We start from the raw sequence: 15,617 nt of genomic DNA on the forward strand, positions 1-15,617 counted from the left end.
GAGACTTTGAACAGGGTCTCAAACGGCGGATTTGGCCGCCGTCTCGACCGCTTCGCGGATGTCGTCGGGAATGGATACCGACTTGCCCGCCTGGTAGTCCACCCACACCAATGTTACCTCGCCGCTGGCGTACACTACGCCGGGATCGTCGCGCCGATAAAAATGATGGCGCAGCTTCAAACTGCTGCGTCCCAGCTTTTCCAGTTCAATGGTAATGTCGAGCGTGGCCGGATAGGTGATCTCCTTGCGAAACACGCAGGAAGTGCCCGCCAGCACCGGCCCGCAGCCGGAAGGATCGATCCCGTGCCCCAGGCTCTCCAGCCAATCCAGGCGGATCTGTTCCAGATAACGGAAATAATAGGTATTGTTCAAATGCCCGACGGCATCCATATCGCCCCAGCGCATCACGATGCTGCGAGTGTCGATTACCGGGTAATGCTTGTCCACGCTGTTCCCCTTAAAAGACGAGCCGGCGCGGCGTCCATCAAGCGCCGTTCACGGTCGGCGCGCCATGATTGTTTGCACTGCGTAATGATAACGGCCAATCCCTTCCGGGTCACATAGCGTCACATAAAACACAACAAATCCAAATATCCGCCTTCGAAACAAAACGGCATACTGGTTTCCGTCAGCAGCCAGGGCTCGCGAGAGTCCTGATCTGGCATGATCAACGCGCGGGTTCTGTTGAAAATTACCTACCCCTTCTGGCCAGCGCGTTGGTCTCCTGAGCGAAGGTGCAAATTGGGGCCCCATCCGGGGCTCTTTTTTTATGCGCCGCAGCCCCGCATCAATACAAAAGCGCAAATTCATTGCGCAATTGTTAAGCCTACCCCGATTTCATCACAGCCCGTCACACAAGCCCCCAATAATCACTCTATTTGACCCGTTCCGGCAGGCGCATACTGCCTCCATCGAATTCGCTCTCCCCCGAGGGCGGTTTGATACGATCGAAGCGCTGTTCGCTGTGGATACACGCCCTCCGGCAGCTGCGTAGATCACCTGAGCGAAGGTGCAATTCAGAGCCCCCTTACCGGGGCTCTTTTTTTTTCCTTTCCTCCACGGCGGAGTGAACCCACCTCCCCCATGCTTTTGTGATAGACTCCCGGGAGCGAAGCAAAAAAAGAGGCCGCACGAAGGCGGCCCAAACGGGGATCTCAATTCACTAAAGTGTCCAAATACAAGCTTGGCGCGTCAAAACTAAAGCACAGACGGACGACGTCTACATAACACAAGCTCAATCGAAGGTCCTACAAGCGGCTTGAAGCAAGAAGTAAACCCGCCTGCCGAACCCTCATGCCAGCCTTGAAGCTGCATGGCTCGTATACTAGCGGCTACGCCGCCGGACAAATATAAGATTTTTCTTAAAATTTTCGTGTTTTATTCCAAAGCCCTGAAGGCGGCCCGCAGCCTTTCTTGACAAGCGCGGCGAACGCTTTTCTAATCGCAAATTTCCCGCCTTTGGGCGCCCCCTCGTTCACTATCACAGGAAACCTCCATGACCATTCGAGTCAACGGCATCGAAATCACCGAAGACATGGTGCAAGCGGAACAAGCCCACTACGCTGACGCGCCGAACCCGCACGATGCCGCCGTTCAGGAGCTGATCCTGCGCGAACTGCTGCTGCAGAAAGCCAAATCCATCGGCATCGACACCGCCGATCAAGGCACCGCCATCGGCGCCCTGCTGGAACAGGAGCTGCAGGTTGACGCTGTCGACGAAGCGGCATGCCTGGCGTTCTACAATCAATACCCCGAGCGTTTCAGCAGCGGCGAATCCGCCGTGGCCAGCCACATTCTGTTCCCGCTGGGCGAAGGCCTGGCCGGCAGCCTGGCCAAGGCCAAGGCGGAAGGCGTACTGGAGGAAATCAAGGCCAACCCGGCCCGTTTCTCCGACCTGGCTCGCGAACACTCTACTTGCCCGTCCGGCCAACAAGGCGGCAGCCTGGGCCAGTTCGGCCGCGGCCAGATGGTGCCGGAATTCGAACAGGCGGTATTCAGCACCGACGCCGGCCAGATCGCGCCGGACCTGGTGCAGACCCAGTTCGGCTACCACATCATCCAGGTACAGGAACGCCACGAAGGCGGCAAAGTGAGCTTTGAGGAAATCAAGGACCGCTTGCAGCAATATCTGAACGACATGGCCGGCAACAAGGCAATGCAGGCCTATCTGGGCCAATTGGTAGCCGCCGCCCAAATCGAAGGCTATGCGATGCCGGCGCTGTAACAACCCTCTCGATCCAAGACTTTGAACAGGCTCTCAAGCCCGGTCCAAGTCCATCAAAAACCGAGGCGCAGTCGCGCCTCGGTTTTTTTCTGCGCCTCAGTTGCGACCGCGCAGAGACGCCGCCACCGGCCGCGAGAATGGGAAGCCATCCTTGCGGTCCCAATTGATCGACCAGCTCATCACCCCACGGAACGTCGGGTAGGCCTGATTTGGTTTGACTACGCCGCAGTTCTTCAAGGCCATCAGGCAATCCAGTGATTTGACGACGGTATCCGCGCTGACAAAACCAGAGTTGGCGGAACTACGTCCGGAAGGCACGCCAAAAGCCACTTGATCGGGCCTCAAGCCCTTGAAACTGCCCGAAGCGCCGTAAGCCAGGGGAAAGCCTTCAATCAACATCTTGCTGCCTCCCACCAGCATGTCCACGCTACCTTCCGCCAAGGCGGCGGTGGAATACGGCGTGTTCAGCCCGCCGTTGTTGTAGTACTGGACATGAATCACGCTCAAATCGTCGCGCAAGGCGTCAATGATGGGCAGATAAGCGCCCCAGATGCTGCCGTAGGCTACGTAGCCGCCCTGAACATAGGGATGTTCCGGCGCCATAGACAGGTAGAAACCCGCACCCACCTTGGTTTTCAACTGTTTCACGGCGCTGATCAGGTTGCCGATGATGGGCGCGCCCTGCGATACCCCGCTTTCCAGATCCAGATCGATGCCGTCGAAACCGTATTTGACGATGATGGCGTGGAGGCTATTGACGAAATTCTGCGCCTGCGCCGAAGTGTTCAGCGTGACCGAGCCATTTTGTCCGCCCAGCGACAGCACCACCTTCTTGCCTTTGGCCTGCTTGGCGCGAACATCCTGGGTGAACTGCGCCTCGGACCCGGCCTTGGGATCCAGCGTGAAGCTGAGATTGCCGTTGCCGGCATCGTCGGCAAAGGCCACGACGATCACATCCCAATCGTCGCTAACCTGGCTGAGCGGATAAGTGTCGCCGCTGGGATTGGCGAAATTGTGCCAATACCCGACCAGCGCATGCTTGGCGAACGGCGCGGACGGGCCCGGGGATGGAGATGGCCCTGGGGACGGAGTCGGCTCCGGCGCCGCGCCGCAGCTTCCCCCGGCCTGCCACAGCGTGGGCGTGGACGGCGGATTCCAATTGGCGCCCACATAGGCGGTATGCGCCGCGCGCGCTGTGTAATTGGCCGCCGCATAGGCCGCCACATCGCCCGCCTGGTAAGTTGAGCCCTCTCTCCAATCCGGACACGCGGCGGCCAAGACCGGCCCTGCGCCCAACACCATTGCGCATACCGGCGCCAACAGCACGGCTTTCCCCTTCGAGTACATGCGGCATCCTCCTTTGCGATACGACAACACGCGCTGCCGGCGGGATGCCGGACTGGGCGCAAGCTGGTATTTGATTGGTATTACATCAAACACGTAATGTCAAAGGCATTTTGGAAACCGCTCCGGCAGCCGGGTCAATTTTCTACAATACGCCCCTCCCCGGCCCAGCTACTTTGTCCGGGACAGCCAAAGGCGGATATCCGGCCGCCGCGCCACCCACCGTCAGGAGACATCATGAATCAGACTCTCGCCATGGCCGGCTTCGCGCTGGCCGCCTCCATCACGCCGGGCCCGGTCAACCTCGTCGCGCTCAGTTGCGGCGCCCGCTACGGCGCGCGCGCAGGCATGCGCCATGTCGGCGGCGCCACCGCCGGCTTCACCCTGCTTCTATTGCTGACCGGCCTGGGTCTGGAGCAGACCTTGCGGCAATGGCCGGCACTCACCCAGGCTTTACAATGGGTCGGCGTGACCTTCTTGCTCTATATGGCGTATCAATTGGCTCGCAGCGACGGCTCGCTGGATATGGACAAGAACGGCGCCCGGCCAAGCTGGTGGCGCGGCGCGGCGATTCAATGGCTGAACCCCAAGGCCTGGATCGCGGCGCTGGCGGGCTGCGCGGCCTTCACTTCCGGCCAAGATGCGACGGCGTTATGGCGCTTCGCCGGGCTCTACTTTCTGATTTGCTACGCCTCAGTCGGAGCTTGGGTGGTGACCGGAGCCTGGCTAGGGCAAAAGCTGGAGTCGCCCAAGCGGCTTCGGCTCTTTAACCAGACAATGGCTTTATTGCTGGGGCTAAGCGCGCTGGGCTTGCTGAACTGAGCCGGCGCGGTACTGCCCCGGCGTGGCGGCAACATACTGTTTGAAGATTTTCTGCAGATGGGCCTGGTCGGAAAAACCGGCAGCCTGCGCCACTTGCGCCAAGGGCAGCCCTCCGCGCACCAGCCGACGCGCCAGCTGCACTCGCTGATTCAGTAAAAAGTCGTGAGGCGTGACCCCGTAACGCCGTTTGAACGCGCGAATCAGATAGGAGGCCGACAAGTCGGCCGCGGCGCAGATCTCCTCCAGGCGCAAAGCCTGGTCGCAATGCGCCGCAATATACTCCGCCGCGCGCGCCAAACGCTGGCTAGACTCCGCCGCCGGCTCTACGGCCAAGCCCAAGACTCGGTGCGCGCCGCCGAAAAAGGCCGTAGCCGCCGTGTCCTTCTCCAGAAACTCCCGTCCCTCCGCGCACAGCAAGTCGAACAAAGCGTTGAATCCGGCGAACAAACGCGGATCCTGGCTCGCCGTGTCGCCAAAAGGACGAAAGCCGCCGCCCTGATCCAGGCCAAGCGTTTGCTGCAAACCCCCGAGCCAGGCTACATCCACATACAACATGCGATAAGACCAGGCCTGTGCCGCCACGGGGTTGCAGGCATGGGTGTCGCCCGGGTTCATCAACACGAGGGAGCCTTGCTCGCTACGGCGTACTTTGCCGTTGAAGTAGTCGCAGGCGCCCGCGGTGATGACGCCAATGGAAAACGTCTCGTGCGCGTGTCTGGCGTAACAGACGCGGCGGCCGTCAGCCACCGAGCGAGCCTCGAACTGCGGCAAAGCCGCATCTCGCCAGAAGCGATGATCCACCTTATGTCTCCCGGCCGGGAATAGGGACGCGGCGAATGGTTCCGGCATCACTCTACTCTCCTTTCATCCGGTAAAACAAGATGCCCAGCCACTCCCGCAGCGCGGCGTGACATTCTTGCATCGACCGTCCGCTGGGCAGAAACCAGGCCACGCCGCCTCCATCGTAACGGATGAAGGCGGTTGGGGCGGCCGTCACGTCCAGAGCCTGGCGCTGGAAAAACGGCAAGGCCCGGCGCAAATGCCAGCCCTGGCTGACCAACGCAATCCGCTTGATCCCGGCTGCATGCAACAGGCCGGCGGAATATCGAGCGTTTTCCAGCGTGGTGTTGGAGCGCGCCTCCACCCAACGCGGGGCAATGCCGTACTCCTCGCGCAGAACCCTGGCCATCACCTCGGCCTCCGCTTCCCCGCCCATCGGCGCGCCGCCGGTCAGCAGGATCGGCTTGCCGCTTTGACGCGCCAACCGCGCGGCGTAACGCAGCCGCGCCAACGAATCCGCGCCGGGCTCCATCCCGCCGTACTCGGGCGCCGGCTTCTTGCCGCCGGACAACACCACAATAGCTTCCACCCGGTTCAGTTGCTCGGCGCTGATCACCGGATAACGTTCCAGGCTGCGGTTCAGCCACATCGCGGTTATCGGCGTGCTCAAGGCGTACAGGCCGACCATGCCCAAAATCAGCAGGCAGGCCCCCAAGCGCCGCCAGCGGCGACGCAGCCACAGTCCTAGCGACATCAGCAGCAACATGTTCAGCGGCGGCAATAACAAGGAGCCCAAGACCAAGTGGACCAATACTTGCGTGGAAATCGAGGAAACCATGGGAAATGACAATGCGTTGACTTGGCGCCAGTTAAACATGCGATGCCCGGCAAATCAATGCCGCGGAAACCAGATGGCCGCATAGGCGCGGCGGTAACCGTTGTCCGGGTCGTAGCCAATGCTCAGATAACTATCGCGTATCGTCCGTTTGACCAGCAAATGCGGCTGGGTGATGTAAAGACTGGGCGGCTGCCCGGCAAAGGCCCGGTTCAGCTCGTCGGCCATCTGCCAACCATGCAGATGCAAGGGTTCGGCAATGGTCGCCTCCTGCATCAAGCCCGCTCGAATCCGTCTCATCGCACTCAGCGAGCCGTCCCCCAGCGAGATATTCACGACGGAGGCGTTAAGCTTCCCCAGCGGATGGCCGATGGAATCGTAATACAAGTCGTTGATGCCGATGCTGTGGGTCCAGGCCTTGCCGTGGCGCTGGTACAGCTCGGCCACCTTATCCGGCAGCAGCTGCTGGACCTGGGCCAGCGAAATGTCCTCCACCGCCAAAACCTTGCAGCGCTGGCACGCTTGCAGTTGCCTCACCGCTTGCCTGGTTTTGGCGGTGGCGATGGCGAAACGGCTATCGGTGAACAACACCACCCCGACCGGGCCGCGGCTGCTGGCCACGATGTAGTCGGCGGCGGCTTGCGCCGCGGCCAAGGGGCTGGTTGAGATATTGGTGAACAACACACCGGGCAAGGGGCCGGGCTTCTCGCCGGCATGCCAGCCAAGCACAATCACGCCTTGCGCATGCAAGCGTTGGATCTGCGGCAAAAACTCCTGAGCGTCGAAGCCCCCCAAGGCCACGGCGGCCGGCCGTTCCTGTTGCGCGCTTTCCAGAAACTGGAGCAGCGAACTCCGCTGCCCCTGACCATCCAACAGCGTCAAGCGCCAGCCCAATAAACGTCCGGCCTCGGCCAACCCCCGGTACACCCCAACCACGCCGCCGTTGCGCAGATCCGAGGCCAAAAACCAGACGCTGCGGCCAGGCTCTGCCGCCGGGCCGCTGACCGGACCATCCCACTCGATCCACTCCCGCGCCGGATTTTCCCTCGCTTGTGGAGCGTCAACGCCGGCATCCGTAGAGCCGCCGACGGCGAAGTCCACGCTAAGCAGACACAGAAGCAGCATGAGAAGGCGCAACATGGACCCACTATAGACCACAGCCGGGTCAAAACGGCACGCCATTCCCCGCCAGCAATTGACCGGCCACTTCCGCCGCCACGGCAAACAGCAGCGGCGACAGACGCTGCGCCTGCAAACCCGTCGCGCCATGCCGGCTGATCGCCAACCCGCTCCATGGCATGCGCTCGCCGATCAGGCAGGCGGTTAGCTTGCCGCCCCCTCGCTCAACAGCGGCCTCAATCTCCGGCAGACGCCGACGCAAGGCGCGACACACCTCCCCCTCCGCCACAAAGGCTAGAGCCACCCCGGCCGCCACACGCCGGATGCGCAGGCAGAATGCGCCGATTCCCGGCACCGTCAGCCATAGCAGCAGGTCCAATTCGTCCAGCTCCGGCTCGGACTCGCGCTCCAGCGCATCCTCCACGCTCAGCGTCAGCGCCGGTCCGCCCCATAGCCAGAACGGCAGCGTCAACGGCAGGGGCGGCTCGCCGGCGGCATTGCGCACTCCGGCCAAGGCCAGCTCCGGCAATTGTTGCAGCAAGGCTCCGGGCAAATGGCTGCCGCCTGCCTGCTGGAATTGCGCCGCCGCCTGCGTCAGCCGTCCCAGCAAAGCCTGCCGCCAAGCCTGGGCCAGCTCGGCGGCGGCCGGCTGCGGCCTCTCCAGCCTGGGCATGGCGGCCTGCTCCAGCTGCCAGGCGCGCGCCGGCGTTTCGCCTTCAGGCGCCGCGCCCTGACGCTCCAACTGCAGTGACAGCTTCAGCTGCGGCTGGGTAGCCAGCACCAGCACTTTCAGCACCGCGCCGGGCGTCAGTTCGGCCGCGCCTTGCGGCCAGGCCGGCAGCGCCAACTGGATGCCGTCGCCGCTCAACAGCGGCCGGCCGTCAGCCGCTCGGCTTAGCACCGCCTGCCACTGCCGGCCCGGCGCAAGCTCCGCGCCCGGCTGCGCGCCGTTCGAAATCGGCGCGCTCGGCGTGACCGGAGCCGCCGCCGTGATCGCTCGGATTGAAATAGCCTTGCTCCTTCAAAAAAACCGCTCACATGACGCAAAAAAGCCAGCCGCATACGCAGCTGGCTTTGGATACGCGCCGGATAATCGACGCGGAGTCGCGATTACTGCAGCAGGGACATGGCCAGGCTGCTCATGCTGCCGCTTTGCTTCAGCATGGAAGTGCCAGCTTGCATCAGCATTTGCTTGGAGGTCATGCTGGCGCTTTCGTTGGCGTAGTCGGTGTCCATAATACGACCCTTGGCGGCCAGGGTGTTGTTGTTCACGTTGGCCAGGTTGTTGTTCACGTGGTCCAGACGGTTGGCGTTGGCGCCCAGGGAAGAGCGAACCGAGCCAACCGAATCCAGAGCGGCCTGGATGGTGTTGATGGTGTCGGCTTTACCGATTTCATCGCCCTTGGCGGCTTTGTCCAGAGCGGCTTGGCCGTCTTGCTGAGCCTTCAGCGCGGTTTCGTAAGCGGTTTTCTTGGCGCCATCGGTCGGATCGGCATCGTAAGCCGTTTTAGCGGTGTCGGTCGCGGTAACCAGAGCCGGCATCGCGTCGGTAGCGGTCTTGACTGCTGCTGCGTAGGCGGTACCTGCGGCGTCATCCTTGAAGAAGGTTTTGGAAACGCTGCCCAGCGCGTTGTTCAACGCGGTCATGCCATCCTTCATGTTCACCGTCATGGACTCGTCGGCCGACGCGCCGATCTGGAACTTCATCTCTTCGGTCAGCTTGCCGCCTTGCAGCAGTTTTTCACCGCCGAAGGACGTGTTCTTCATGATGTTGGTCAGTTCCTTGCCCAGTTCGGCAAATTCGGACTGCATCGCGCTCTTGTCGGCCTTGGTGGAGGTGGCGTTGGCGCCTTCGGTGGACAGGTCCTTCATGCGCTGCAGAATGTTGGACACTTCGTTCAGCGCGCCTTCTGCGGTTTGCAGCATGGAGATGCCGTTCTGGGCGTTCTTCATCGCCACTTGCATGCCGCGGCTTTGCGCGTCCAGACGGGTAGCAATCTGCAGGCCGGCGGCGTCGTCCATCGCGGAGTTGATGCGGAAGCCCGTGCCCAGGCGGGTCATCGAGGTGGACAACGCGGTTTGGGTGCCGGTCAGGTTGGACTTGGTATTCAGTGCGGCGATATTGGTGTGCAGGCTCAGCATAGCTTTGTGCTCCAGAAGTCAGGTTGGTTGGTCCGGCATCGCTGCCGTCACCTTCACAAGGCGGCCGCCGCGCGGCAAACTTAAACCCGCCGCCATTGTGAAAAATCACATTGCTTGACGAAGGGGCGCGGGCTGTTGAAAGATCAATGTCATAAGCACAGCCTCCACACCGCCATGACCACACTCAACGGCCAACAGGCCCTAGCCCAGCTCTGGGCCGCCGCTGCCCTCGACCCCTCCGCACTGGAACGCGCCCAGTTGCCGACTGGCCCGGCGCCGTTGCCTTCCTCTTTCGCGGTCGGCGCCTTGGCCCAGGCCAGCATTGGCGCCAGCGCGCTGATGGCGGCGGAGTTCTGGCGTCTGCGCGGCGGCGCGGCTCAAACCGTCACAGTCGACCTGGCTCACGCCGCCGCCGAATTCCGCAGCGAACGCTATCTGCGCGTCGATGGCGCGCCAGCGCCTGAACTATGGGACGCCATTGCCGGCCCCTATCGTTGCGGCGATGGCCGCTGGTTGCGCATCCATACGAATTTCCCTCATCATCGCGATGGGATCCTGCGCTTGCTGGACTGCCGTCATGACAAGGACAGCGTGGCCGCCGCCTTGCAAGGCTGGCGGGCTTTCGAGTTTGAACAGGCGGTAGCCAAACGCGGCTTGGTGGCCACGGCGATGCGCAGTTTCGACGAGTGGGACCGCCACCCGCAGGGGCAGGCCGTCGCCGCCTTGCCCTTATTTGACATAGAGCGCATCGGCGATGCGCCGCCGCTGGCACGTTCTTTCACGCCACGCCCCTTGCAGGGCATACGCGTGCTGGACCTGACACGCATCATCGCCGGCCCGGTAGGCGGCCGGGTGCTGGCAGCGCATGGCGCCGACGTGTTGCGCGTCACTTCGCCGCGGCTGCCGTCCATCCCGCCTCTGGACATCGACACCGGCCGCGGCAAGCGCAATGCCGAGCTGGACTTGCGCCAGGCCGCCGATGGCGAACAGCTGCGGCGCCTGCTGGCCGAGGCCGATATCTTCATCCAAGGCTATCGGCCCGGCGGCCTCGCCGCGCTCGGTTTCGGCCCGGAACAGGCCGCGCGCCTGCGTCCGGGCATCGTCTACGCCTCGCTGTCCGCCTATGGCCACACCGGCCCCTGGGCCGAGCGGCGCGGCTTCGACTCCCTGGTTCAGACCGCCAGCGGCTTCAATCACGCCGAGGCGAAGGCTTTCGACGACGAGCGGCCGCGCGCGCTGCCGGCTCAGGCGCTGGACCATGCCGCCGGCTATCTGCTGGCTTTCGGCGTCATCGCCGCGCTTGCCCGCCAAGCGCAAGAAGGCGGCAGTTGGCAGGTTAGGGTTTCACTAGCGCAAACCGGACACTGGCTGCGACAGCTTGGCGCAGACAGCGCCGGCTGCGCCGCCGCGGACCCCGGGCTTGAGCAGATCGCGCCCTGGCTGGCCGACTACCCGTCCGGCTTCGGCGCCTTGCGCGCCGTCCGCCATGCTGCCCAACTGTCCTTAACGCCGGCGCATTGGGTGCTGCCTTCGACGCCGCTGGGCAGCCACGCCGCAGAATGGCTGCCGCGCTAAAACGGCGGTGGCGCTCGCCACCGCAACTTGTTATCGTCGGCGCACCAGCCTAAGCGCCAATGGAGCATGCATGGATATCTCGTTCGCCGAACTGATCAGCCGATACTGGTCTACCCCCAAGTGGGAAATCAATCTGCTCATCACGCTTAACTTGCTCGGCGGCCTCCTGCTGGGCTGCTTGGTGGGTTACGAGCGCTGGTTCAACGGCCGCGCAGCCGGCATGCGCACCTACGGCCTGGTATCCATGGCCTCCGCCGCGGCCATCAGCATCGTCGGGTATTCCGGCTACTGGTACGGCGGGCTCTACCCCGACATGACCCACGGCGACATGACCCGCGTGGCCCAAGGCGTCCTGACCGGCGTCGGCTTCCTGGGCGCCGGCATGATCATGAAGGAAGGCCTGTCCATCAGCGGCCTCACCTCCGCCGCCTCAATCTGGATGTCCTCGGTGATTGGCATCCTGGTCGGCGTCGGTTTCTATGCCGCCGCCATCGCCATTACTTTACTGTGCGTGCTGTGCATGCTCTCCATCAATCAGATGGAAAACCGGCTGCCGCGCCGCTTCAGCCTGTTCATCGTCATCCGCTTCAAGCCGGAATACCAGTGGACGGTGCAAACGCTGAGCGCTGGCCTGCTTCGCTTCGGCGTGCGTCTGCACGAGGACAGCATTGCGCTGAACGCCGGACCGGACGCCACCGAATGGAGCTTTCTGGTCTCTGCGCAAAACCGGCGGGACCTGGTCAATGTCGTGGACCTGTCGCGCGAGATCATGCAGATCGACCATATCGAAACCCTCAGCATCCAGCCCGCTCGCAATTGAAACCCCTGACCTAGCCGCCCCTCCGCCGGCTAGGTATTTTCACGCCATCAAGTTCCGTTCCGGATTGACGATATCAGTTCACCTACACTTCCGTTCCGGAGCCTGCAATGCGAGTCGCGTCCATGGCGCTGTCGATGAGCAGCCAATACAGTTTCAGCCAAAGCCTCAGCGTTCAACAACAAAGCCGCGCCTGGGCCCAGCTCCCCCCCTCCCCGCCGCCGTCAAAGCCTTCCTCCGATGTCAGCCTGAGCTCCGACGGCGTCAAGGCCAGTTCCCAGGACAAGGCGTTCTCCGATGGCATGACGCCGATGCTGGGGCTGATCAAGGACATTCTGGAAAAAGTGCTTGGCGTTAAATTCAAAGTGGTCGACGGCACTCTGCAAAGAGACGACGGCAAGGACGAGCAATCCGCCGACTCCCGCCCTGTACGCTCCGGCCAATCTTCGACGGCTCCGCAGCAGTTGCTCTCCGGCGGCGAACTCAAACAAACCGTCGACTACCAAGAAAGTGAAAGCCTGGCGTTTTCGGCCAAAGGTTCGATCAAGACCCAAGACGGCCGCGAGTTCAACTTCGCTCTGGACGTGCAAATGAGCCGCAGCTTCGAATACCACAGCAGCAGCACTCTTCAGTTTGGCAACGGCCACGCCACCGACCCCTTGATGTTGAGCCTGGGCAACGACGCCGGCAGCTTCAGCGGCGCCAGCGTCAGCTTCGACCTGCAAAGCAACGGCAAACAAAGCCAACTGCCCTTCATCAACAACGGCGGCTGGCTGGCGCTGGACCGCAATGGCGACGGCAAGATCAACGATGGCAGCGAGTTGTTCGGCACTCAATCGGGCAACGGTTTCGCCGATCTGGCCAAGTTGGACAGCAATGGCGACGGGGTGCTTGATGACGGCGACGCGGCGTTCGCTCAATTGAAGCTCTGGTCCGGCCGAGACGGCAACAAGGATCAATTGATGGGCTTGAAGGAGTTGGGCATTGGCGCCATTCTGCTGCCCAGCGTGGACAGTCCGTTCAGCATCAAGAACGCCGACAATCAGTCCCAGGCCGACATCCGCCGTTCCGGCGTCTATCTGACCGAAGACGGCCGCGCCGGCCGTGTCAGCCAGGTGGATGTCTACGGTTGAATCCGCCAGCGGAAAATAGCAAAAGGCCGCTTGCGCGGCCTTTGTCGTATCCGGCGGACGCCGGTCAGGAGATATAGTTGAACAGCGAGAGCTGAGTCACCTTGTTATAGGTCAGCTGGCTGTATTTCAACGAAGTCTGCGCCAGGGTGAAATCCGAGATCGCCTGCGGCATGTCCAGATCCTGCAAATCGCCAATACTGCTGGCGTACTGCAGCTTCAGGCTCCCCCCCACACTCTGCATATTGTCGTTCTGTTGACCGCGGGCGCCGATGGACGCCAGGGACAGAGAAAACTGCTGCTGGGCCGAGTCGATGGCGTTGATCGCGCTGTTCAGCTGCGTGCCGAAGTTGGCCGGCTTCGGGTTTTGGCCCAGCAGGGTGTTTAGTTGCAGCAAGGCGTCGAAGGCAGCCGTAGGGCTGCCGCTAGGCGTGCCGAACACCGTGCTGCCCGGATCGGAAATCGTCATTTGCTGCGAAGCGCTGATCTGCACGCTGCGCTGGCCGGTATCGCCCTGGTAAGTGGCCGGCGGCACCGCCGACAGGCTCACCACATAAGGCACCGTGTCGGTCTTGTTGCCGCTGAACAAATAGTTGCCGCGGCCGTCGGTGGAGTTGGCGTAGGTGGTCAGCTCGGTGATGCCTTCCTGCAACTGCTTCTGAATCGCCTGCAGCTCGGTTGGGCTCAACGCGCCGCTGCCGGCGGAAATCGCCAGGCTCTTCATGCTGGCCATCAGGTCCGACGAACTTTTGATCGCAGTCTCGGACAGCGACAGCCAAGAGCTGACCGCCTGGGTATTGGTGATGTACTGGCTGTTCTGGCCCTGCGACTGACTGAGCAGCAGGATACGCGCCGCGGCCACCGGATCGTCGGCCGGCGTTACCACCCGCTGCTGATTGTCGATCTGCATGGTGAGCTTGTAAATGCTGGCCTGCAAGCTCTGCATATTATTCAGGCCGGACTGATAGATGGTGTTGGAGCTGATACGCATCGGTCTCTCCTTAGCCCATCAGGTTCAGAATGCTGGAGAAGGTGGTTTGCGCCACTTGAATCACCTTGCTGCACGCCTGATAGGACTGTTGATACTTGATCAGATTGGCCGCCTCCTGATCCAGGCTCACCCCGGTGACATTGGACAGGCTTTCCGTGGTTTGCTTCAACGTGTTCAGCATGGCCGCGGACTGCAATTGCGCGGTATTGGTCTGATTGCCCACCGAGGCCACCAGAGTCGAATAATAAGAACCGTAAGACTGATTGCCCATCAGTTTAAGGTTCTGCTGCGCCAGCAACTCGCGCAAATTGGTGTTGTCGCCCGGAGGCGGCTTGGTACCGGCCGGGGCCGGCCCCACGGTAAAAGTCTGGCCGTTGATCGGCGCGCCGGACAGCTGAAAGCTGACGCCCACGTCCACCGGAGGCACCGCCGTTGTCTGCAACTTGAAGCTGTTGCTGGCCCCGCCGCCCACCGGAACCACATTGTAAGGTCCGCCGCCGTTGGGGCCGGCGATGGTGGCTGTCATCGTCGCCGGAGTGCCGGTGGCGGTAATGGTCATTCCGGTCATGCCGATGGAGGGGTGCGTGCCGGTGCCGGGAAAAACCGGCGGCACGCTATTGAGGCTCCCCGCGTAACCGCCCGGCAGCGTGGCCCACACGCCGCTCATGGTGACGCCGTTGCCGCCGGCGCCGCCGGTGGACACCATATTGGACGCGGTAGCCAGTTTATTGGGGTCGCCCATCAATACTTGCAGATTGCTCGCCGCATTCTGCGGATTGGAGGCGTAGCTGCTCAGATCATTGAAAATGGGCTGGCCGGCCCCGCCTGTGTTGTCCACGCCCAGCTGATTTTGATAATTGATTGAAGCGGCAAAATTGATCGCCATCGTGCCCAACTGCTGCCGGGCCTGCAACAGGGGCCCATCGCGAAAGTTAAGCAAACCGCCTAGTTGGCCGCCGGAGACCAGATTGTTCGGAATCGCCGTCACCGTGCCGTTGGGGTTGTTGAACACCAACTGCAAGGTAGTGGGATCGCTGGGCAAGGGCTGCGTGGCCAGGGTGTTGGTCTGGCCGCCGGTCACCAGGGTCTGACCGTTGCCTATGTACACCGAGTAAGTCCCGTCCGCCTGCGGCACAGCCTTGGCGCTGACCAACTTGTTCAGCTCCAGCATGGCCTGATCGCGCTGGTCCATCAGCGTGTTGGGTTGCGCGCTCAGTTGATTGCCGCCGGTCAATGCGGCGATTTCGGTATTGAGGCTGGCGATCTGCGAGGCCAGCGCGTTGATGCTGTCCACCGTGCTCTTGATCTGACCGTTGGCGCCGGACTGCAGCTGTTGTAACTGTCCGTCGATGGTGGCGAACTTGGTGCTCAAGGCCTGAGCCATGTTCAACACGGTCTGCCGGCTGGGAAGGGCGTCCGGCTGCTGCGACAGCGTCTGCATCGCGCCAAAGAAATCCTGCAAGGCCGGAATGATGGAAACATCGGTGGACGCCATCAGATTGTTGATCTGATTCAACTGCTTGACCTGGGTGCTGTAATAGCTGCTGTTGGTCTGCGCGGTTTGCACCTGGCCAGACAGGAATTTGTCATAGGTGCGCAGCACATTGGTAACGTCCACGCCCTGACCCAGAAAGCCGAAGCCCGCATATTGCGGCGCGCGGCCGGCCTGGGTGATGTATTGAACGTTGTAACCCGGTGTGGAGACGTTGGCGATGTTATTGCCGGTTACCGACAAAGCCGTTTGAGCCGCATTCAGTCCGCTCACGCCGATCGAGAAAATATTGGAGCCCATGATTTACCTCTGTTTGCTTTATCGGCCCGGCGCTCGGAAACTTGAC

Annotated in this window: 14 protein-coding genes; 5 read left to right on the forward strand and 9 right to left on the reverse strand. The window is 62.0% G+C overall.

Translation table 11 applies throughout. The annotated features are described in order from the left end of the window. Positions 1 to 18: 18 nt before the first annotated feature. Positions 19 to 447, reverse strand: coding sequence for an acyl-CoA thioesterase (locus ACUXV1_RS01900; RefSeq protein WP_019104189.1), 429 nt, complete (start codon positions 445 to 447; stop codon positions 19 to 21). 1,048 nt (positions 448 to 1,495) lie between these two features. On the opposite strand from ACUXV1_RS01900, the gene ACUXV1_RS01905 reads away from it, so the two are divergent. Continuing rightward, on the forward strand, positions 1,496 to 2,224 hold the full coding sequence (locus ACUXV1_RS01905) for a peptidylprolyl isomerase (protein ID WP_194426509.1): 729 nt from the start codon (positions 1,496 to 1,498) through the stop codon (positions 2,222 to 2,224). Positions 2,225 to 2,320: 96 nt separating this feature from the next. Here ACUXV1_RS01905 and ACUXV1_RS01910 read toward each other — a convergent pair whose 3' ends face one another. Beyond that, entirely contained in the window at positions 2,321 to 3,571 is a 1,251-nt protein-coding gene (locus tag ACUXV1_RS01910; RefSeq protein ID WP_446014241.1) for a chitinase, read from the reverse strand. A gap of 234 nt (positions 3,572 to 3,805) precedes the next feature. Between ACUXV1_RS01910 and ACUXV1_RS01915 the strand changes: the two genes are divergently transcribed. Then, complete coding sequence (locus ACUXV1_RS01915) at positions 3,806 to 4,390, forward strand: LysE family translocator (RefSeq protein WP_446014240.1); 585 nt, start codon at positions 3,806 to 3,808, stop codon at positions 4,388 to 4,390. Here the strand turns inward: ACUXV1_RS01915 and ACUXV1_RS01920 are convergent. From ACUXV1_RS01920 to ACUXV1_RS01940, 5 genes are all read right to left on the reverse strand, one after another. Then, on the reverse strand, positions 4,364 to 5,239 hold the full coding sequence (locus ACUXV1_RS01920) for a helix-turn-helix domain-containing protein (RefSeq protein ID WP_446014239.1): 876 nt from the start codon (positions 5,237 to 5,239) through the stop codon (positions 4,364 to 4,366). The genes ACUXV1_RS01915 and ACUXV1_RS01920 overlap by 27 nt on opposite strands. A gap of 4 nt (positions 5,240 to 5,243) precedes the next feature. Beyond that, a complete protein-coding gene (locus ACUXV1_RS01925; protein ID WP_446014238.1) occupies positions 5,244 to 6,008 on the reverse strand; it encodes a YdcF family protein in 765 nt (254 codons plus the stop codon). 54 nt (positions 6,009 to 6,062) lie between these two features. Next, entirely contained in the window at positions 6,063 to 7,145 is a 1,083-nt protein-coding gene (locus ACUXV1_RS01930; RefSeq protein WP_446014237.1) for a substrate-binding domain-containing protein, read from the reverse strand. 25 nt (positions 7,146 to 7,170) lie between these two features. Further along, positions 7,171 to 8,025: a hypothetical protein gene (locus ACUXV1_RS01935; RefSeq protein WP_446014236.1), complete on the reverse strand. Its 855-nt coding sequence runs from the start codon at positions 8,023 to 8,025 to the stop codon at positions 7,171 to 7,173. Positions 8,026 to 8,234: 209 nt separating this feature from the next. Then, entirely contained in the window at positions 8,235 to 9,266 is a 1,032-nt protein-coding gene (locus tag ACUXV1_RS01940) for a flagellin N-terminal helical domain-containing protein (RefSeq protein ID WP_043631147.1), read from the reverse strand. 174 nt (positions 9,267 to 9,440) lie between these two features. Between ACUXV1_RS01940 and ACUXV1_RS01945 the strand changes: the two genes are divergently transcribed. The 3 genes from ACUXV1_RS01945 to ACUXV1_RS01955 all read left to right on the forward strand — a co-directional run bounded on the left by ACUXV1_RS01945 (position 9,441) and on the right by ACUXV1_RS01955 (position 12,791). Further along, complete coding sequence (locus ACUXV1_RS01945; protein WP_446014235.1) at positions 9,441 to 10,841, forward strand: CoA transferase; 1,401 nt, start codon at positions 9,441 to 9,443, stop codon at positions 10,839 to 10,841. Positions 10,842 to 10,911: 70 nt separating this feature from the next. Beyond that, entirely contained in the window at positions 10,912 to 11,661 is a 750-nt protein-coding gene (locus tag ACUXV1_RS01950; protein ID WP_043631142.1) for an MgtC/SapB family protein, read from the forward strand. 107 nt (positions 11,662 to 11,768) lie between these two features. Further along, positions 11,769 to 12,791 (forward strand): hypothetical protein, encoded by a 1,023-nt coding sequence (locus ACUXV1_RS01955; protein WP_446014234.1) that lies wholly within the window; start codon positions 11,769 to 11,771, stop codon positions 12,789 to 12,791. Between the two features lie 64 nt (positions 12,792 to 12,855). Here ACUXV1_RS01955 and flgL read toward each other — a convergent pair whose 3' ends face one another. Both flgL and flgK read right to left on the reverse strand, forming a co-directional pair. Continuing rightward, positions 12,856 to 13,779 carry a flagellar hook-associated protein FlgL gene (flgL, locus tag ACUXV1_RS01960; protein WP_446014233.1) on the reverse strand — a complete coding sequence of 308 codons (924 nt, stop codon included), beginning with the start codon at positions 13,777 to 13,779 and terminating at the stop codon, positions 12,856 to 12,858. Between the two features lie 10 nt (positions 13,780 to 13,789). After that, on the reverse strand, positions 13,790 to 15,571 hold the full coding sequence (gene flgK / locus ACUXV1_RS01965) for a flagellar hook-associated protein FlgK (protein ID WP_446014232.1): 1,782 nt from the start codon (positions 15,569 to 15,571) through the stop codon (positions 13,790 to 13,792). Between the last annotated feature and the right edge of the window lie 46 nt (positions 15,572 to 15,617).

The organism is Chromobacterium sp. W521, from assembly GCF_052805975.1.

Bases quoted from the DNA above. Each gene is read 5' to 3' on its own strand.
- ACUXV1_RS01910 (WP_446014241.1), bottom strand. From the start codon at position 3,571: ATGTACTCGAAGGGGAAAGCCGTGCTGTTGGCGCCGGTATGCGCAATG.
- ACUXV1_RS01945 (WP_446014235.1), top strand. From the start codon at position 9,441: ATGACCACACTCAACGGCCAACAGGCCCTAGCCCAGCTCTGGGCCGCC.
- ACUXV1_RS01915 (WP_446014240.1), top strand. From the start codon at position 3,806: ATGAATCAGACTCTCGCCATGGCCGGCTTCGCGCTGGCCGCCTCCATC.
- ACUXV1_RS01940 (WP_043631147.1), bottom strand. From the start codon at position 9,266: ATGCTGAGCCTGCACACCAATATCGCCGCACTGAATACCAAGTCCAAC.
- ACUXV1_RS01905 (WP_194426509.1), top strand. From the start codon at position 1,496: ATGACCATTCGAGTCAACGGCATCGAAATCACCGAAGACATGGTGCAA.
- flgL (WP_446014233.1), bottom strand. From the start codon at position 13,779: ATGCGTATCAGCTCCAACACCATCTATCAGTCCGGCCTGAATAATATG.
- ACUXV1_RS01955 (WP_446014234.1), top strand. From the start codon at position 11,769: ATGCGAGTCGCGTCCATGGCGCTGTCGATGAGCAGCCAATACAGTTTC.
- flgK (WP_446014232.1), bottom strand. From the start codon at position 15,571: ATGGGCTCCAATATTTTCTCGATCGGCGTGAGCGGACTGAATGCGGCT.
- ACUXV1_RS01920 (WP_446014239.1), bottom strand. From the start codon at position 5,239: ATGCCGGAACCATTCGCCGCGTCCCTATTCCCGGCCGGGAGACATAAG.
- ACUXV1_RS01930 (WP_446014237.1), bottom strand. From the start codon at position 7,145: ATGTTGCGCCTTCTCATGCTGCTTCTGTGTCTGCTTAGCGTGGACTTC.
- ACUXV1_RS01950 (WP_043631142.1), top strand. From the start codon at position 10,912: ATGGATATCTCGTTCGCCGAACTGATCAGCCGATACTGGTCTACCCCC.
- ACUXV1_RS01925 (WP_446014238.1), bottom strand. From the start codon at position 6,008: ATGGTTTCCTCGATTTCCACGCAAGTATTGGTCCACTTGGTCTTGGGC.